Origin of the sequence: Microbacterium sp. NPDC087868 (assembly GCF_044900755.1) — a bacterium.
GTDB lineage: Bacteria > Actinomycetota > Actinomycetes > Actinomycetales > Microbacteriaceae > Microbacterium > Microbacterium galbinum.
The window spans coordinates 70,767-88,376 of the sequence record NZ_JBJDNO010000004.1; the positions used below are offsets into that span (position 1 = coordinate 70,767).

The 17,610-nt window shown below is 67.4% G+C and carries 17 protein-coding genes; all 17 read left to right on the forward strand.

The genetic code is table 11. The features are described 5' to 3' along the window. The first annotated feature begins 216 nt into the window (after positions 1-216). Complete coding sequence (locus tag ACI2JZ_RS14220) at positions 217-9,399, forward strand: isopeptide-forming domain-containing fimbrial protein (protein ID WP_404598197.1); 9,183 nt, start codon at positions 217-219, stop codon at positions 9,397-9,399. Positions 9,400-9,445: 46 nt separating this feature from the next. Continuing rightward, positions 9,446-9,658, forward strand: coding sequence for a hypothetical protein (locus ACI2JZ_RS14225; RefSeq protein WP_247625182.1), 213 nt, complete (start codon positions 9,446-9,448; stop codon positions 9,656-9,658). A 777-nt stretch (positions 9,659-10,435) separates the two neighbouring features. Further along, the gene (gene rpsJ / locus ACI2JZ_RS14230) at positions 10,436-10,744 is read left to right on the forward strand and encodes a 30S ribosomal protein S10 (RefSeq protein ID WP_030147986.1); all 309 of its coding nucleotides are present in this window, start codon (positions 10,436-10,438) and stop codon (positions 10,742-10,744) included. A gap of 8 nt (positions 10,745-10,752) precedes the next feature. Continuing rightward, positions 10,753-11,412 carry a 50S ribosomal protein L3 gene (gene rplC, locus ACI2JZ_RS14235; RefSeq protein WP_247625181.1) on the forward strand — a complete coding sequence of 220 codons (660 nt, stop codon included), beginning with the start codon at positions 10,753-10,755 and terminating at the stop codon, positions 11,410-11,412. Between the two features lie 2 nt (positions 11,413-11,414). Then, positions 11,415-12,077, forward strand: a complete 663-nt coding sequence (gene rplD, locus ACI2JZ_RS14240) for a 50S ribosomal protein L4 (RefSeq protein WP_247625180.1) — start codon at positions 11,415-11,417, stop codon at positions 12,075-12,077. Continuing rightward, a complete protein-coding gene (gene rplW, locus ACI2JZ_RS14245; RefSeq protein ID WP_247625179.1) occupies positions 12,074-12,397 on the forward strand; it encodes a 50S ribosomal protein L23 in 324 nt (107 codons plus the stop codon). Before rplD ends, rplW begins: the two co-directional genes overlap by 4 nt. Before the next feature lie 20 nt (positions 12,398-12,417). Further along, the gene (gene rplB, locus ACI2JZ_RS14250) at positions 12,418-13,257 is read left to right on the forward strand and encodes a 50S ribosomal protein L2 (RefSeq protein WP_247625178.1); all 840 of its coding nucleotides are present in this window, start codon (positions 12,418-12,420) and stop codon (positions 13,255-13,257) included. A 12-nt stretch (positions 13,258-13,269) separates the two neighbouring features. After that, positions 13,270-13,551, forward strand: coding sequence for a 30S ribosomal protein S19 (gene rpsS / locus ACI2JZ_RS14255; RefSeq protein ID WP_017201589.1), 282 nt, complete (start codon positions 13,270-13,272; stop codon positions 13,549-13,551). Next, the gene (gene rplV / locus ACI2JZ_RS14260) at positions 13,551-13,949 is read left to right on the forward strand and encodes a 50S ribosomal protein L22 (protein ID WP_247625177.1); all 399 of its coding nucleotides are present in this window, start codon (positions 13,551-13,553) and stop codon (positions 13,947-13,949) included. Before rpsS ends, rplV begins: the two co-directional genes overlap by 1 nt. Then, positions 13,949-14,704, forward strand: coding sequence for a 30S ribosomal protein S3 (gene rpsC / locus ACI2JZ_RS14265; protein ID WP_017201587.1), 756 nt, complete (start codon positions 13,949-13,951; stop codon positions 14,702-14,704). The genes rplV and rpsC overlap by 1 nt, the downstream gene beginning before the upstream one ends. Then, positions 14,704-15,123 (forward strand): 50S ribosomal protein L16, encoded by a 420-nt coding sequence (gene rplP / locus ACI2JZ_RS14270; RefSeq protein ID WP_247625176.1) that lies wholly within the window; start codon positions 14,704-14,706, stop codon positions 15,121-15,123. Before rpsC ends, rplP begins: the two co-directional genes overlap by 1 nt. Next, a complete protein-coding gene (gene rpmC / locus ACI2JZ_RS14275) occupies positions 15,123-15,440 on the forward strand; it encodes a 50S ribosomal protein L29 (RefSeq protein WP_050722500.1) in 318 nt (105 codons plus the stop codon). The genes rplP and rpmC overlap by 1 nt, the downstream gene beginning before the upstream one ends. After that, on the forward strand, positions 15,440-15,757 hold the full coding sequence (gene rpsQ / locus ACI2JZ_RS14280; protein WP_247625175.1) for a 30S ribosomal protein S17: 318 nt from the start codon (positions 15,440-15,442) through the stop codon (positions 15,755-15,757). The genes rpmC and rpsQ overlap by 1 nt, the downstream gene beginning before the upstream one ends. Beyond that, complete coding sequence (gene rplN / locus ACI2JZ_RS14285; RefSeq protein WP_045253838.1) at positions 15,754-16,122, forward strand: 50S ribosomal protein L14; 369 nt, start codon at positions 15,754-15,756, stop codon at positions 16,120-16,122. The genes rpsQ and rplN overlap by 4 nt, the downstream gene beginning before the upstream one ends. Before the next feature lie 3 nt (positions 16,123-16,125). Continuing rightward, complete coding sequence (rplX, locus tag ACI2JZ_RS14290) at positions 16,126-16,485, forward strand: 50S ribosomal protein L24 (protein ID WP_247625174.1); 360 nt, start codon at positions 16,126-16,128, stop codon at positions 16,483-16,485. Continuing rightward, on the forward strand, positions 16,485-17,075 hold the full coding sequence (gene rplE / locus ACI2JZ_RS14295; RefSeq protein WP_247625173.1) for a 50S ribosomal protein L5: 591 nt from the start codon (positions 16,485-16,487) through the stop codon (positions 17,073-17,075). The genes rplX and rplE overlap by 1 nt, the downstream gene beginning before the upstream one ends. A 132-nt stretch (positions 17,076-17,207) precedes the next feature. Beyond that, a complete protein-coding gene (rpsH, locus tag ACI2JZ_RS14300) occupies positions 17,208-17,606 on the forward strand; it encodes a 30S ribosomal protein S8 (RefSeq protein WP_247625172.1) in 399 nt (132 codons plus the stop codon). The last annotated feature ends 4 nt before the right edge of the window (positions 17,607-17,610 follow it).

Genomic DNA, 17,610 nt, shown 5'->3' on the forward strand with positions numbered 1-17,610 from the left:
ATCCAGTTGAATAAAACACGAAGTGTTGTATATGGTGAATACCGCTATGCGAAAGCATGGCGAAGCAGGCATGTGTTCGAGCCCTAGGTCGAGCCGGCGCTGCAGCGGCCAGGGAAACCCGAAGCTTCCCTGAGCCGCTGATCTGCGTGCGCCTGCCTGTATCGGGGAGAGCCTGCGCGCCGGGGAGTGGCGCGCGGGATAAAGGGGAGTATCACCATGCGTTCGAACGCGCGTCCGCAGAAGCAGCAGCACGCCCGGAAGCTGACGGCGATCACCGCCATCGTCTCCGTGATCGCCGGGGCGTTCGTCGCCGGTATTTCGGCTCAGATGGCATCGGCCAACACATTCGTGCCGTCGGTGACGGTGACGAACGTCGCTCCGGCCGGCAAGGACTTCGTCCTCGCGGGAGAGGACGTCGAGTTCACCGTCGCCGCCTCGAACACCGACGGCGGCAAGCAGTTCAACCTGAGCTTCCTGGCGATCGCCCCGGCATCCGTCTCGCTCGCCCGCGTGGAGGGTCTGCCCGCCGCGAAGGTCTACGGCGCCGGTGAGGTGCTCCCCAACCGCACGCGCACCGCGCAGACCGGCAACCCCGACTGCACGACGCTGGGTCTGGTCGCGGCTCCCGCGGGGTCCGCCACGCCATTCGCCTGTGCGGTTCCCGAGGGTCAGCAGGTCTGGGTCTGGTCGAACGTCAACGATCTCCCGCAGGGCGGCACGGTCCGTTCGACCATCTCCATCACCCCGGATGAGGCGACCTACCCCGTCGGGAGCAAGGTCGCGTTCTCGATTCGTGCGTTCACGAGCGACGATCCCGCGAAGATCCCGACGTTCGACGGCACGACCAGCGTGGCGCGCACGGGAGACCACACCGCCGCGTCCCTCGTCGCCTCGGACGAGGTGCCGGTGAAGGCACTGCGCATCATCAAGGATGAGCCGAGCGCCGAGATGGAGCGCCTCCGCGGCGCTCACAACGAACCCACCGTGTACACCGTCAAGGTGGAGAACACGAAGCGCGCGGCGACGCTCGGCGCGACGGTCACCGACTACCTGCCGGCCGGCCTGGAGTACCTGGGATCCGGTACGGACGCCGACAACTCGGCCCCCGGTGCGGAGTACCCGACCGCTCCCCGCCTGGCGGGTGGGGCGATCGGCGGCGAGACTGTCGAGACCGTCTCGCTGACCGAGGCGCAGGCGCTCGCGCTCGGGCTCACCGGTGCAGGCGTGTACACGAAGGTCACCTGGTCGATCGGCGATCTCGCAGCCGGAGAGAAGCGTACGCTGCAGTACCGGGCCGTCGTCCCGCTCTTCGCCAACACGATGTGGCCGGAGGGCGCGGCCCCGACGCCGGCCGGCGGAGCGCAGGCGGCGAACCTCGACAACAACACGGGCGCCTCGACGCGCCACGGCGACACGGAGGCGCCGACGACGGCCCAGACGATGCGCAACGTCGCTTCGACCACCGGCATCTATCAGGGGCCGGTGTTCGCGAACGACGAGTCGCTGCGCGCGAGTTCCGACCGCGACGACGAGACCATCGAAGCTGTCGACGTGCGCGTGCTGAAGAGCGTCGACACCGGCGACAGCTTCACGACCGGTACGGTCGCCGTCTACTCGGTGCAGGTCGACGTCAGCGAGTACGTCGATGCGAGCAGCATCCTCCTCACCGATGTCATCCCCAACGGGCTGTGCCCGGCGCTCCCTGCGCAGCAAGGCGACGTGAAGCTGTCGATCGACGGCGGCACGATCACGCAGCAGCAGTGGAACGGCATGATCGTCGGCGAGGCGTGCAGCTACCCGGCCGCGGTCGGCGGCGCGGTGCTGTCGCCCGACCTCACCGTGGTGTCGATGGACTACAACTCGGCGAACGGCTCCTACACGGTGGTCTTCGCGATGGACGACCTCGCGGCGGGCGGAACCCGCACGGCGCAGTACTCGGCCATGCAGCGCCCGAACTACACGGGCGCAGGCGGCGGAACGAGCTCGGGTGACAGCTTCGTGAACACGGTGACCGTGACCGCGCAGACCGAGCCGATCGCGGCGATCTCCGCCGACCCCGCACTGCTCGCGAAGGTCGGCGGCACCCGTTACGTGTCGGACGACTCGTCGGCCACCATCGGATCGTGGGAGACGCGTCTCACGAAGGAGGTCCTCGAGCGCGGCGCCGCGTTCACCCCGAACGGGGCGTCGTGGGTGAAGGATGCCACGCAGGCCTTCTCGCCCGGTGACACCGTGTGGTACCGCCTCCAGGTGGAGTTCGCCACGGGCATCGACACGCGCAACGCCGAGCTGACCGACTACCTCCCGGAGGGCGTCGAGCTCCGCGAAGTCCTCTACGGATACTCGGACTTCCCCGGCCTCGCGCCGACGACCGCGCCGGTCGCCCGCGACGCCGGAGATTTCCCGACCGCGTTCATCCCCGAACCGGCGACGACGGCGGATTCGCTCACCTGGGAGTTCGGCTCCAGGAACCGCGCGGGGAGCGACCATCGCTTCATGCCCGCGGGCAGCAAGGTGACCCTTTATGTCCGCGGCGAGGTGCAGGCGCAGTCCGCCTCGCGCGAAGAGGTCGACAGCCCGAAGAACCTGGCGAAGTACCAGCAGATCAACGTCAAGGGCGAGGTCGCGTTCCGCCGCGACGATGCCGGTATCGACCTCGACTGGGGTTCGACCCTGACGAAGACCGTCAGCGCGGTCAAGGGCGCGAGCACCGATGCCCCCTTCGCGGGCCGTGCGAACGCGCGCCAGGTGGTGCAGGGCGACACCGTCGACTACCGCATCGATGTGAAGGCACCGCAGAACGCGACCACCGACTACGTCGTGTGGGACGTGCTGCCCGCCGGAGTGAAGAAGGCGGATGTCGCGAACTTCACCGCCTCGCTCTACGACGGTGCTGCCACCGCACCCGCCTCGCCCTACACGGCGACGGATGACGTGGAGGCCGTCGCCTACGACAGCGGACAGCTGCCGAACGGCATCGCCCTCACCCCGGCCTTCGTGGGCCGCTCGGTGATCGTCTGGACGGTCGGCGCATCGGTGCCCGGCACCACCGCCGCCACCCCCGGTGCGAATACCGCGCCCGAGGTCGTGCGCGGGCTGTCGCTCGGTTACACCCTCACGGTTCCCGCCGGCGTCGTGGACGGAGGCGCACCCGCGCAGCTCACGCAGAGCTACGTGAACACGGCCGGCATCGTGAGCTACGGCATCGAGAACTCCGCGACGAAGACGACGACCGTCGTACCGCAGGCGGATGCCGGTGGTCAGCAGCTCACGAACCGCATGCCGCAGGACGGCGAGGTCGCCGCATCCGACATCGACACCGTCGACACCGCCGAGGTGCACCTGCCCGACGTGGCCGTGAAGAAGGTGCGGCTGTCGACCGAGGTGGGCCCGGTCACCGGCACTCCGGCCGGTTCGACCGATCTCGGCGACGGGCCGCGCAACGGTGACGGACAGATCGTCCAGGGCGAGTACGTGACGTTCGAGTACTCGACCACGATCCCGGCGCGCACGACCATCCGCGGCGCGGTGCTCTCCGACGGCGGAACGCTGAGCAGCGGTGGTGCCGGCGTGAAGTACGACTTCGTCGAGGCGAAGTTCTTCGGCCCCGACGACGAACCGATCGTGCCCGAGGATGCGGTCGACACGTTCCGCACGGCGGATCGCGACACGGCGGCCGGCACGTACGGCGTGCTCACGTTCCCGAGCTCCTACACGAACGGCTCGCAAGCTGACGAGACCTTCCGCGTGCAGATCACGGTCTGGGTGAAGGCGCAGGACGCCAACCCGGTCAACAGCGGCGCACCGAGGATCACGGCTCCCGCGACGCTCACGAACACAGCCACGCTGAGCTTCTTCGACCCGAACGCCGCGTCGCCGACGACCGAGCGCCCGGTGACCGCGAACGCGAACGTCTCGTTCATCGCTCCGTCTCCGGCGCTCACCAAGACGTCGAACAGGACCGAGGTCGGTGCCGACGGCGAGGTCGTCTACACCCTCACCGCGTCGAATGCCGCCGGAGCGCCGGCGTTGTACGAAGCCGTGGTCCTGGACTGCGTTCCGGCCGAGATCACTCCCGATGCGGCGACGCTGAAGGCGTCGGTGGGCGAGGCCGAGATCGTCGAAACCTGTGCGGTGACGACGGATGGCGCGATCGACGCGGGAGAGGGCGCAGGAAAGCTCATCCGCTGGACCATCCCCGAGATCTTCGGCACCGGCGACGCGCCGACCCTGACCTACACCGCCAAGGTTCAGGCCGCCGCCGGCGGAGGATCGGAGTTCACCAACCACGCCGAACTCACGGGCTACTCGCTACACACCGAGGTCGGGTCGGACGCCGACACCACCGACCGTCGCGGAACCTACACGGCCACCGCGAAGGCCACCGTCAAGATGCCGGAGGCGTCGATCAAGAAGACGGTCAGCCCGACCTCTGCCGTGATCGGTGACGAGGTCACCTACACCGTGACCACGACGCTCCCGGCGAACACCAACTTCTACGACGTGACGCTCACCGACACGCTGCCCGTCGGCGTGGCCTTCCTCCCCGACGCCGCGCACACCGAGGTGTGGGCGGGACAGAGTGGCGCGAGCACCCCGACCGTCAGCGGTCCGCAGCTCACGAGCGGCGACACCCTGACATGGGTGATCGCCCCGAACGACGTTCTGGCCCAGGGCGCTCAGCGCACCATCACGGTGACGTACAAGGCGAAGCTGACCACGGACGCGAAGACAGCGTCGTTGGTCAACTCGGCGACCTTCGCGTGGAGCAAGGTCGACGGGTCGACCGCCGAGGGCGACCGTCGCACGCCGACGGCCACGGCGAGCGTGACCATCCTCAACCCGCGGGTGACCGTCGCCAAGCAGGTGACCCGAACGGGCGCGAACACTTACGCCACCACGGCGAACGGCAATCCCGACCAGTCGTTCACGTACCGGGTGACCGCGACGAACAGCGGAGCGTCGGCGGCCTACGGCACGATCATCGAAGACGTCGTTCCTTCCGGCGTGCGCGTTGACACCACTCAGGCAGCACTGTCCGGCCCCTCCTTCTCCTTCGTCGACCGCGAAGGCATCGAGGCCGGCCGCGGCGGCACGATCCGCTGGACCATCGAAGGACCGGTCAGCAACAGCGGCGCCAACAGTCGCGAGCTCGTCTACGTGGGGACCTTCGTGGCGGCGGACGGCCTCACGGCCAAGGGCTACAAGAACACGGCCCGAGTGGTGGAGTACTCGTCGGCTTCCGCCGGCGGGTGGAAGTACGTGCCGGGAACCGGGCGCGTACCCGGTGTCGCGACGACCATCGCCGCCTCGACCAGTGACGCGACCATCACGCCGCTGTTCCCGAGCATCCAGCTCGAGAAGCGCGCGAGCAACGGGACGCAGGCCTTCGTCGGCGAGTCCTTCGGCTGGACTCTGCAGGCGCGCAACACCGGCGCCGGCGCCGCGCAGACGGTGACATTGATCGACACGCTGCCGATGAACTGGGAATACGACGCGGCCGTCGCTCCGCGCGTGAGCATCGACGGGAAGCCCGTCACCGGTCGGGATGAGCTCGTCATCACGAAGGAGGGTGACCATCAGGTTCTCACCTGGACCATCGGATCGGCGACCGGCTCAGCCCTGCTGCCCGGAAGTGCTGCACCCGTCGACCAGCGGACCGTCCTGGTCTCCTTCTCGGCGAAGCCTCTGGCTGATGCCGTGAAGACCGCCGGTTCCGGCCTCACGGTCAAGCACGTCAACACGCTCACGGGTTCGGCCACGGATACCAGCGGTGTGACCACCCGCAATGGCAACGGCGTCTACGTCGGCGCGAACGCCCAGGCCGACGCGCAGATCGCGCGCGCCGACCTGAAGATCGTCAAGACGGCCCGCGGCGGGGACGCGAACGGTGCATGGACCGCGGGCGACACCGCGCGTCCGGCGGCCGACGGTCGCGCCGCCTACACGCAGCCGCAGTGGCTCATCACCATCACGAACCAGCGGCCGGATGCCGCGAACGGGCCGTTCCGCGTGACCGACGTGGCCGACCTTCCGGCCGGTGTCACCATGGGCTCGTTCACCGCGCGGTACTACAGGGGTGCCGCAGACACCGTCGGGTCGGCGCTCAGCCTCACCGGGCTGGGTACGCCCGAGTCGCCGTTCGTCGTCGGGGCGAACACGACGACTCTGAAGTCCGACGGCACGGATCGCATCGAGCTGGTCGCCGACGTGAATATCCAGGCACCCGCCACGGGTACTGCGACGAACACCGCCGACGTCACCGGCCGCACGTACGAGCTGCCGGCCGACATCGCGAAGGACAACGCGGCCACGGCCACGAAGCCCATCTCGAGCGCTGCCGATCTCGCGATCGAGAAGACGGTGAACACCGCCGAGGTGACCGCCGGACGCTCGATCACGTGGAGCATCGCGGTGCGCAACAACGGCCCCTCGGTGTCGGCGTCGACGGCGGACGACAAGATCACCGTGACCGACACCATCCCGGAGGGGATCACCGGCGTGGCCGACCCGTCGGCGGGGCTGACGGCGTGGACCGCCTCGGCATCCGACGGCTGGCCCGCCAGCGCCGGTGACACGATCACCTGGACGTTCACGGGCACCCAGCTCGCGGTCGGTCCCGCGCAGGATCTCTCGCTGACCGGTACCGTGCTCGCATCGTGGACGCCCGACGACGGCGACATCGTCAACGAGGCGACCGTCACCCCGGGGGCGACCACCGATCCGACCACCACCAACAACTCCGACGATGTCACCGTCGCTCCGGGGGATGCGACGACCCTCGCCATCACCAAGACGCGCGTCGTGAACGACCAGGGAGTCTGGAAGGACGCCGCGCAGTTCGGCGGGCCGCTGCCCGTCGTCGTCGCCGGTGAGACGGTGAGCTACCGCGTCGTCGTGACGAACAACGGACCGGCGGATGCCCGCGACGTCAGCGTCGAGGACGAGGTGCCGAGCATGCTCGCCTTCGCATCCGTCGAGGACGTGACGGGCACCTGGACCCGCGTCGCGGGCCCCGGCACCCACGACACGTTCACCGTCGACGGCACCGTGCCGGCGGCCGCGGGCGACAACACCCGCGCGTTCGTCGTGACCTACGACATCGACGCCGCGCTCGCGCCCGGTTCGGTCGTCGAGAACTGGGCGACCGCATCGGCGACCAACGCCACCAACGAGCCGCGCGACGGCGACACGACGGACTCCGACCGCGTCGCGGATCTCGCGATCATCAAGCAGGCGATGGATACCGAGGGCGTCGCCGTCGCCGGGGGAGAGACCCCGGAGGTGACCGCGGGCACGCAGACGCGATTCCTGCTGACGGTCACGAACGAGGGGCCGAGCTTCTCGAGCGCGCCGATCACGATCAGCGATCAGCTCCCGGCAGGTCTCACGTACAGCTCGTCGACCATCTCGATCGCGGGAGCCGAGGCAGTCGCCGCCACCCCCACGGTGTCGGAGAACGGCCGCGCGATCTCGTGGCCGGCGCTGACCGAGGAGCAGACCCTCGAGGTCGGATCGACCATCGAGATCGTCGTCACCGCCGACGTGGCCGCAGACGTTCGCCCGCAGACCCTGGTGAACGAGGCCGACGTGACGGGCCCCGACGACTTCGACCCCGCGAACAACCACGGCGAGGCCGAGATCGACATCGTCACCCTCGCCGAGATGACCGTGCAGAAGGACGTCGCCGACGGTCCGTGGATCGCCGGCACCGAGGTCGAGTACACCATCACGGTCGACAACGAGGGGCCGTCCGTCGCGGACGCCTTCCTCACCGACGTGCTGCCGGCCGGCCTCGCCCCCGTCTCGATCGCTGGCGAGGGCTGGACGTGCGACGAGGACGCCCAGAGCTGCATCCGTCGCGGGCACCCGCTGGGGGAGAGCACGATCACGGTCGTCGCCCTCATCGAGTCGAACGTGCCCACCGGCACCGCGCTGACGAACACGGCGAACCTGTCGTGGACCGACAGCCGCAGCACCTCGCCGCACTCCGACAGCGACGACGCCGCCATCGACGTCACCACGGATGCCGACCTCGGCCTCGTCAAGACGGCGGTCGACGCCGAGGGCGCCGAGATCACCTCCGCGGTCGCGGGGGAGAGCGTGCGCTACCGGATCGAGGTCGAGAACGCCGGACCGAGCGATGCGGTCGGGCCGATCACGGTCGCGGACGCGCTGCCCTCCGGCATCCGTTTCACCGGTCTGACCGGTGCCGCCGTCGAGGCGTGGTCCGCGCAGGCCGACGACGCCGATCCGCAGACCGTGACCTTCACGATGCTGCCGGCGGACGCGGGCCTCGTGAACGGCGCCGCTGCGCCCTCGATCGAGTTCGAGGCCGCTGTCGACCCGTCGGTCGCGCACGATACGGTGCTCACCAATACGGCATCCGTGTCGTCGGGCACCCCGGACTCGAACCCCGAGAACGACGGTGACTCCGCCGACCTCACGATCGCCCGCGAGGTGGATCTCTCGATCACGAAGACCCACGACGCAGCCGCCGTGCGCATCGGCGACGAGCTCGCGTTCGCTCTCGAGGTCCGCAACGCCGGTCCGTCCGAGGCGACGGATGTCGTCGTGACCGACGTCGTGCCCGCCGGGCTCGAGGTCACGACGACCGTCGGCGACGAGGTCGGAACCGACTGGTCGATCGAGAGCATCGAACCGGTCGATGCGGAGGACGCGACGGCCGGGACCCGTGTGGTCGCGCGCTACGCGCTGACCCTCGCGCCGGGCGAGACGGCATCCGTCCTGGGCGTGAGCACCCGCGTGCTCGTCGCGGCCTACTCCGAGGTCGTGAACGTGGCGGATGTCTCCGCCGCCGAGATCACGGAGGAGCACCCCGACCGCACCCCCGACGACAACCGCGCGTCGGACGTCGTCACGGTGCCGCCGATGGCCGCGCTGGTCGTGAGCAAGACCGCGGTCGGGGAGTTCCAGGTCGGCAAGGCCGGGTCGTACGAGATCGTCGTGCGCAACGACGGTCCCACCGCCGACCCGGGGCCGATCACCGTGACGGACGTGCTGCCCGCCGGGCTCTCCTTCGCCGGATCTCCCGATGAGGGAGTGCAGGTCGACGGCCAGGTCGTGACCTGGACGCTCGAGGACGGCCTCGCGGTCGACGAGGAGATCACCCTCGCGCTGCGCGTGAACGTCGGCGAAGCCGCGTACCCGTCGGTCACCAACGTCGTCACGGTCACCTCGCCCAGCGAGCAGACAGAGGATGCCGTGCTGATCGACGAGGCGACGGTCGATGTCGCCGCCGCGGATCCGCTCGCCACGACCGGTGCCGAGATGGCCTGGGGGCTGCTCGCGGTCGCCCTGCTGATGATGGTGTCGGGAGGACTGTTCGTCGCCGCGCGTCGGCGCTCTTCCGCCGGCGCGTCCGTGCATGCAGAATGAGGGTGCCCGGAACCGATCCGGAGCACATGACCAGTAGGGGACGCACATGGGTATCGAGGACGCCGTCAACAAGGGCAAGGACTTCGTCGAGCAGAACAAGGACAAGATCGCCGAGGCCGTGAAGAGCGAACAGGCCGAGGACATCAGCGACAAGGTCCTCGACGGCGTCGCCGACTTCGCCAAGAAGATCGCTCCGGGTGCGTCCGAGAAGATCGACGAGATCCGCGACGCGGCCGACAAGCAGGTCGGCAACCAGTAGTCGATCGCTCCGAGGGCGGTGATCTCCGGGAGGAGGTCACCGCCCTCCGTCGTGCGCTGCGATATTCCGGCGGATGCTCGCGTGGAGACCCGCGGATGCGTAGACTGGAGCCGACCGCACTGGGGATAGGGCGGTCGGGGAGCCCGGAGGGGTCCGGACTCCTGAAGCACGCGGCTCGTCCGCGTTCAACTGGGGAATGCGATCTTGGGGATCATCTTGCGACGTGCGCACTCGCTGCGCGCCTTCGTCACCCCGCCTGCACGGCGGCGTCATCGCCGTGCCCTCGATCGAGGATCTCGGCGTCCCTTCACGCCGGATTCCTCGCGTTCGGTGTGCCCCCTCGCACTGAACGCCCTCCCCGAACGGGGCGAGGCATGGGGATGCCTCGCCCCGTTCTCACCTCGCGGCTGAGGCTTCGGCGGCGGCGCGACACGCCCGGGTTTGCACAAGTGAAATACCCCGTGGCAGAATAGACAGGTTCGACATTTCGGTGCGCTCAGCGTGCGCCGAATCACTGCCAGGGCAGTGCATAGACGGTGTCTCCTCTGAGAGGCGCAGGGTTCTAGGCCGCGGGTAGCAGAACACACAACCCCGACACCTTCCTTTCGAGGTCTTCGCCGTGCGCGGCGGAGGTCGGGATGACAGCAGAACAGTGGTGCGCAGAGCGACTCCCCGGAGTCGTTCGAGTGCCGAGGCGTGAACAGCGCCGACGTGCGTCCAATGCCCCTGAGCCACCGGGTTCAGGCCGGTAAGACGCTTAAAGAGAGTGAGCAGACAATGGCGGGACAGAAAATCCGCATTCGCCTGAAGTCGTATGACCACGAGGTCATCGACTCGTCGGCACGCAAGATCGTCGACACCGTGACCCGTGCGGGCGCGACCGTCGTCGGCCCCGTGCCGCTTCCGACCGAGAAGAACGTCGTGTGCGTCATCCGGTCGCCCCACAAGTACAAGGACAGCCGCGAGCACTTCGAGATGCGCACCCACAAGCGTCTGATCGACATCGTCGACCCGACGCCCAAGGCCGTCGACTCGCTGATGCGTCTCGACCTCCCGGCCGATGTCAACATCGAGATCAAGCTCTGAGGTTCGACATGGCTGACATCAACGCAAAGATTTCCAAGGGCATGCTCGGCACGAAGCTCGGCATGACCCAGGTGTGGAACGAGAGCGGCAAGCTCGTCCCCGTCACCGTCATCGAGCTCGCACCGAACGTGGTCACCCAGGTTCGTACCCCCGAGAAGGACGGCTACAACGCCGTGCAGATCGCGTACGGCCAGATCGACCCCCGCAAGGTGAACAAGCCCCTCACGGCTCACTTCGAGGCCGCCGGCGTCACGCCGCGCCGCCACGTCACCGAGATCCGCACCGCGGATGCTGCTGACTACTCACTCGGTCAGGAGCTCACGGTCGACGGCACGTTCGAGGCCGGCCAGCTCGTCGACGTCGTCGGCACGAGCAAGGGCAAGGGCTTCGCCGGTGTCATGAAGCGTCACAACTTCAAGGGCGTCTCGGCATCGCACGGTTCGCACCGCAACCACCGCAAGCCCGGCTCCATCGGCGCATCGTCGACCCCGAGCCGCGTCTTCAAGGGCATGCGCATGGCCGGCCGTATGGGTGGCGAGCGCGTGACCGTCCTCAACCTCACGGTGCACGCCATCGACATCGAGAAGGGTCTGATGCTCGTCAAGGGCGCCGTCCCCGGTGCTCGTGGCCGCATCGTCTACGTCCGCAACGCAGTGAAGGGTGCCTGATCATGGCTGACTCGACTCTCGCGCTCGACGTCCTCAAGGCAGACGGCAAGAAGGCAGGCTCGATCGAGCTTCCCGCCGCGCTGTTCGACGTCAAGACGAACATTCCGCTGATCCACCAGGTCGTCGTCGCGCAGCTCGCGGCGGCTCGCCAGGGAACCCACTCGACCAAGCGTCGCGGTGAGGTCTCCGGTGCCGGCCGCAAGCCCTTCAAGCAGAAGGGCACGGGTAACGCCCGTCAGGGTTCCATCCGCGCGCCGCACATGACCGGTGGTGGCATCGTGCACGGCCCCAAGCCGCGCGACTACTCGCAGCGCACGCCCAAGAAGATGATCGCCGCCGCCCTCCTGGGTGCGCTCAGCGACCGCTTCCGCGGCGACCGCCTGCACGCGATCGACAGCTTCGGCTCCGAGGGCTCGCCCTCGACCAAGGCAGCCGCGGGCTTCCTCGGCCAGGTCGCCACGTCCAAGAACGTGCTGGTCGTCATCGAGCGCGGCGACGAGCTCGCGCTCAAGAGCCTGCGCAACCTCGGTCACGTGCACCTGCTGTCGTTCGACCAGCTCAACGCCTACGACGTGCTCGTCTCCGACGACATCGTCTTCACCCAGGCCGCGCTCGAAGGCTTCATCGCCTCCAAGTCCGGCGCCAACCAGGAGGTCTCCGCATGAGCGAGCAGGCATCTGTTCTCCAGACGGCCCTGAACAAGGACCCGCGCGACGTCATCCTGAAGCCGGTCGTGTCCGAGAAGAGCTACGGCCTGATCGATGAGGGCAAGTACACCTTCCTCGTCGACCCGCGTGCTTCGAAGACCGAGATCAAGCTCGCCATCGAGAAGATCTTCGGCGTCAAGGTCGCGTCCGTCAACACGCTCAACCGCGTCGGCAAGGCCCGTCGCACCCGCTTCGGCACCGGCAAGCGCAAGGACACCAAGCGCGCCATCGTGACCCTGAAGTCGGGCACCATCGACATCTTCACGGCAATCGGCTGATCCGGGGGATAAGGACAATCATGGCAATTCGCAAGTACAAGCCCACGACCCCGGGCCGTCGCGGCTCGTCGGTGGCTGACTTCGCCGAGATCACCCGATCGACGCCGGAGAAGTCGCTGCTGCGCCCGCTCTCGAAGACCGGTGGTCGTAACAACCAGGGGCGCATCACGACCCGTCATATCGGTGGTGGCCACAAGCGCCAGTACCGCGTCATCGACTTCCGTCGCAATGACAAGGACGGCGTGAACGCCAAGGTCGCTCACATCGAGTACGACCCCAACCGCACGGCTCGCATCGCGCTGCTGCACTACTTCGACGGTGAGAAGCGCTACATCCTCGCTCCGGCGAAGCTGAAGCAGGGCGACATCATCGAGTCCGGCGCGGGTGCCGACATCAAGCCGGGAAACAACCTCCCGCTGAAGAACATCCCGACGGGTACCGTCATCCACGCGATCGAGCTCCGCCCCGGCGGCGGCGCGAAGATGGCGCGTTCGGCCGGAGCATCCGTCCGTCTCGTCGCCAAGGACGGCCCCTACGCCCAGCTGCGTCTGCCCTCGGGCGAGATCCGCAACGTCGATGCGCGCTGCCGCGCGACCATCGGCGAGGTCGGCAACGCCGAGCAGTCGAACATCAACTGGGGCAAGGCCGGCCGTATGCGCTGGAAGGGCGTTCGCCCGACCGTGCGTGGTGTCGCCATGAACCCGGTCGACCACCCGCACGGTGGTGGTGAGGGTAAGACCTCCGGTGGTCGTCACCCGGTCTCCCCGTGGGGTCAGGCTGAGGGTCGCACCCGTCACGCCAACAAGGAAAGCGACAAGTACATCGTGCGTCGTCGTAACGCCGGCAAGAAGCGCAAGTAGGAGTAAGAGAAGATGCCTCGCAGTCTTAAGAAGGGCCCCTTCGTCGACGAGCACCTGCTTCGCAAGGTGGTCGTGCAGAACGAAGCCGGCACCAAGAACGTCATCAAGACCTGGTCCCGCCGGTCCATGATCATCCCGGCCATGCTGGGTCACACGATCGCGGTCCACGACGGACGCAAGCACATTCCTGTGTTCGTCTCCGAGACCATGGTCGGTCACAAGCTGGGCGAGTTCGCGCCCACCCGCACCTTCCGCGGCCACGAGAAGGACGACAAGAAGGGGCGGCGCCGCTAATGGTCGAATCGATCGCACGCGTGAAGCACATCCGCGTGACCCCGCAGAAGGCTCGTCGTGTCGTCGCGCTCATCAAGGGCAAGCAGGCCCAGGAAGCTCTCGCGATCCTCAAGTTCGCACAGCAGAGCGCCAGTGAGCCGATCTACAAGCTTGTCGCGTCGGCCATGGCCAACGCACAGGTGAAGGCGGATCGCGACGGCGAGTACCTCGACGAGCAGGACCTGTACGTGGCCAACGCGTACGTCGACGAGGGCACGACGCTCAAGCGTTTCCAGCCCCGTGCACAGGGTCGCGCTTTCCAGATCAAGAAGCGCACGAGCCACATCACGGTCGTGCTCTCGACGCCGGAGGCGGCTGCGCCCGCTGCCGGTGACAGCAACAAGAAGGCGAGCAAGTAATGGGACAGAAGGTAAACCCGTACGGCTTCCGTCTCGGCATCACCACGGACCACGTGTCGCGCTGGTTCTCGGACTCGACGAAGCCGGGTCAGCGTTACGCCGACTACGTCGCCGAGGACATCAAGATCCGCAACCTGCTGAAGACGCAGCTCGACCGCGCCGGTGTCTCGAACATCGAGATCGAGCGCACCCGTGACCGCGTCCGCGTCGACATCCACACCGCCCGTCCGGGCATCGTGATCGGTCGTCGTGGCGCCGAGGCCGAGCGCATCCGCGGCGACCTCGAGAAGCTCAGCGGCAAGCAGATCCAGCTGAACATCCTCGAGGTCAAGAACCCCGAGGCCGACGCTCAGCTGGTCGCACAGGGAATCGCCGAGCAGCTCTCCGCACGTGTGGCCTTCCGCCGCGCGATGCGCAAGGGCCTGCAGGGCGCCCAGCGCGCCGGTGCCAAGGGCATCCGCATCCAGGTCTCCGGCCGCCTCGGCGGCGCGGAGATGAGCCGGTCGGAGTTCTACCGCGAGGGTCGTGTGCCGCTGCACACGCTCCGTGCGAACATCGACTACGGCTTCTACGAGGCCAAGACCACCTTCGGCCGCATCGGCGTCAAGGTCTGGATCTACAAGGGCGACCTGACCGCGAAGGAGCTCGCTCGCGAGCAGGCCAACGCGCCCAAGGCTCGTCGTGACGACCGTGGTGGCGACCGCCGCCGTGCCCCGCGCAACGAGGCACCTGTTGCAGAAGGAGCGTCTGCCTGATGCTTATTCCCCGTAAGGTCAAGTTCCGCAAGCAGCACCACCCGGGTCGCTCGGGTCAGGCCACCGGTGGCACGAAGGTCTCCTTCGGTGACTTCGGCATCCAGGCCCTCACGCCCGCTTACGTGACGAACCGTCAGATCGAGTCCGCTCGTATCGCGATGACCCGTCACATCAAGCGTGGTGGAAAGGTGTGGATCAACATCTACCCCGACCGTCCGCTCACGAAGAAGCCTGCCGAGACCCGCATGGGTTCCGGTAAGGGTTCCCCCGAGTGGTGGGTCGCCAACGTCAAGCCGGGTCGCGTCCTCTTCGAGGTCGCCGGTGTCGACGAGCAGCTCGCCCGTGAGGCACTCACGCGAGCCATTCACAAGCTGCCGCTGAAGGCACGCATCATCAAGCGCGAGGAGGGCGACGCGTAATGGCGATCGGCACCAAGGAGCTCGCTCCGGCAGAGCTCGACACGTTCGAAGACCAGCGCCTCGTTGAGGAGCTGCGCAAGGCCAAGGAGGAGCTGTTCAACCTCCGTTTCCAGTCGGCCACCGGCCAGCTGGAGAGCCACGGCCGCATCCGCGCCGTCAAGCGCGACATCGCGCGTCTCTACACCGTGATCCGCGAGCGCGAGCTGGGCATCCGTGCGACGCCCGCTCCGGTCGAGGCTCCGGCCAAGAAGGCGTCCAAGTCGAAGGCGAAGAAGGCGGATGCCGCCGACGACGCCGTGAAGGAAGAGGCTGAGTGATGGCCACCAAGAAGGAAGCCGCCGTCGAGGCTGAGCACGCTGCTCACGATGTGCGCGATGCGGATGCCCGTGGGTACCGCAAGTCGCGTCGTGGCTACGTCGTCAGCGACAAGATGGACAAGACCATCGTGGTCGAGGTCGAGGACCGCGTGAAGCACCCGCTTTACGGCAAGGTCATCCGCCGCACCTCGAAGGTCAAGGCGCACGATGAGGCGAACACCGCCGGCATCGGCGACCTGGTCCTGATCAACGAGACCCGCCCGCTCAGCGCCACGAAGCGCTGGCGTCTGGTGGAGATTCTGGAGAAGGCCAAGTGATTCAGCAGGAGTCCCGCCTCAAGGTCGCCGACAACACCGGCGCCAAGGAGCTGCTCACGATTCGCGTGCTCGGTGGTTCGAAGCGCCGCTACGCCGGCGTGGGCGACACCATCGTCGCGACGGTCAAGGACGCGATCCCGGGCGGCAACGTCAAGAAGGGCGACGTCGTCAAGGCGGTCATCGTCCGCACCGTCAAGTCCACGCGCCGTCCCGACGGCTCGTACATCAAGTTCGACGAGAACGCCGCCGTCATCCTGAAGAACGACGGGGAGCCCCGCGGCACCCGTATCTTCGGACCGGTCGGCCGTGAGCTTCGTGACAAGAAGTTCATGAAGATCGTCTCGCTGGCGCCGGAGGTTATCTAAGTCATGGCGAAGATCAAGAAGGGTGACCTCGTTCAGGTCATCACGGGCGCCAAGCCCGAGCGCGGCGGAGACCGCGGCAAGCAGGGCAAGGTCCTCGAGATCCTTGCCGAGCGCAACCGCATCATCGTCGAGGGCGTGAACTACGTCACCAAGCACACTCGCGTCGGCCAGACGCAGCGTGGCACCAAGACCGGTGGCCTCGAGACCGTCGAGGCTCCCATCCACATCTCGAACGTCGCACTCGTCGACCCTTCGACCAAGAAGCCGACCAAGGTCGGCCACCGGGTCGAGGAGCAGACGAAGGACGGCGTGAAGCGCACCGTCCGCGTGCGGTTCGCGAAGAAGTCAGGTAAGGACCTCTGATGGCAACCACCGACGCCGCGGTGGCTGGCAAGATCCAGCCCCGCCTGAAGGCGAAGTACAACGCCGAGATCAAGAAGGCTCTGCAGGACGAGTTCGGCTACGCCAACGTCATGCAGATCCCCGGACTGGTCAAGGTCGTCGTGAACACCGGTGTCGGCGAGGCAGCTCGCGACAGCAAGGTGATCGACGGCGCGGTCGACGATCTCACCAAGATCACCGGCCAGAAGCCGATCGTCACGAAGGCCCGCAAGTCCATCGCGCAGTTCAAGCTGCGCGAGGGCCAGGCCATCGGCGCGCACGTCACCCTCCGCGGTGACCGCGCGTGGGAGTTCGTGGACCGCCTCGTCTCGCTCGCACTGCCCCGTATCCGCGACTTCCGCGGTCTCTCGGCCAAGCAGTTCGACGGCAACGGCAACTACACCTTCGGTCTCCAGGAGCAGAGCGTGTTCCACGAGATCGATCAGGACAAGATCGACCGGGTTCGCGGTTTCGACATCACCGTCGTCACCACCGCGAAGACGGATGACGAGGGTCGGGCACTGCTCCGCCACCTCGGCTTCCCGTTCCGCTCGGAAGACGCACAGGCGTAACACCCTCGACGGGCTCAGTGGTCATGTGTCACTGAGCCCGTCGATGTGTGCGTACAATTGAAGATTGCGTGTCATCGCAGGCCGTCTGTCGTGTAACGGCAGCCGGAACCTCATGAACAAAGGAAAACAACAATGACAATGACAGACCCGGTCGCAGATCTGCTGACCCGTCTGCGTAACGCGAACTCGGCGCACCACGATTCCGTGACCCTGCCGTCGAGCAAGCTCAAGACGCACATCGCCGAGATCCTCCAGCAGGAGGGTTACATCTCCGCTTGGGAGACCTCGGACGCCCGCGTGGGTCAGAACCTCACGCTGACGCTGAAGTACGGCCCGAACCGCGAGCGGTCGATCGCCGGCATCAAGCGCGTGTCGAAGCCCGGCCTCCGCGTCTACGCGAAGTCCACCGAGCTCCCGCGCGTCCTCGGCGGCCTCGGCGTGGCCATCCTGTCCACCTCCTCCGGTCTCCTCACCGACCGTCAGGCAGAGCAGAAGGGCGTGGGCGGAGAAGTTCTCGCCTACGTGTGGTAATTCG

Bases quoted from the DNA above. Each gene is read 5' to 3' on its own strand.
- rplV (WP_247625177.1), top strand. From the start codon at position 13,551: ATGGTCGAATCGATCGCACGCGTGAAGCACATCCGCGTGACCCCGCAG.
- ACI2JZ_RS14225 (WP_247625182.1), top strand. From the start codon at position 9,446: ATGGGTATCGAGGACGCCGTCAACAAGGGCAAGGACTTCGTCGAGCAG.
- rplD (WP_247625180.1), top strand. From the start codon at position 11,415: ATGGCTGACTCGACTCTCGCGCTCGACGTCCTCAAGGCAGACGGCAAG.
- ACI2JZ_RS14220 (WP_404598197.1), top strand. From the start codon at position 217: ATGCGTTCGAACGCGCGTCCGCAGAAGCAGCAGCACGCCCGGAAGCTG.
- rpsQ (WP_247625175.1), top strand. From the start codon at position 15,440: ATGGCCACCAAGAAGGAAGCCGCCGTCGAGGCTGAGCACGCTGCTCAC.
- rplW (WP_247625179.1), top strand. From the start codon at position 12,074: ATGAGCGAGCAGGCATCTGTTCTCCAGACGGCCCTGAACAAGGACCCG.
- rpsS (WP_017201589.1), top strand. From the start codon at position 13,270: ATGCCTCGCAGTCTTAAGAAGGGCCCCTTCGTCGACGAGCACCTGCTT.
- rpsC (WP_017201587.1), top strand. From the start codon at position 13,949: ATGGGACAGAAGGTAAACCCGTACGGCTTCCGTCTCGGCATCACCACG.
- rplX (WP_247625174.1), top strand. From the start codon at position 16,126: ATGGCGAAGATCAAGAAGGGTGACCTCGTTCAGGTCATCACGGGCGCC.
- rplE (WP_247625173.1), top strand. From the start codon at position 16,485: ATGGCAACCACCGACGCCGCGGTGGCTGGCAAGATCCAGCCCCGCCTG.
- rplB (WP_247625178.1), top strand. From the start codon at position 12,418: ATGGCAATTCGCAAGTACAAGCCCACGACCCCGGGCCGTCGCGGCTCG.
- rplC (WP_247625181.1), top strand. From the start codon at position 10,753: ATGGCTGACATCAACGCAAAGATTTCCAAGGGCATGCTCGGCACGAAG.
- rpmC (WP_050722500.1), top strand. From the start codon at position 15,123: ATGGCGATCGGCACCAAGGAGCTCGCTCCGGCAGAGCTCGACACGTTC.
- rpsJ (WP_030147986.1), top strand. From the start codon at position 10,436: ATGGCGGGACAGAAAATCCGCATTCGCCTGAAGTCGTATGACCACGAG.
- rpsH (WP_247625172.1), top strand. From the start codon at position 17,208: ATGACAATGACAGACCCGGTCGCAGATCTGCTGACCCGTCTGCGTAAC.
- rplP (WP_247625176.1), top strand. From the start codon at position 14,704: ATGCTTATTCCCCGTAAGGTCAAGTTCCGCAAGCAGCACCACCCGGGT.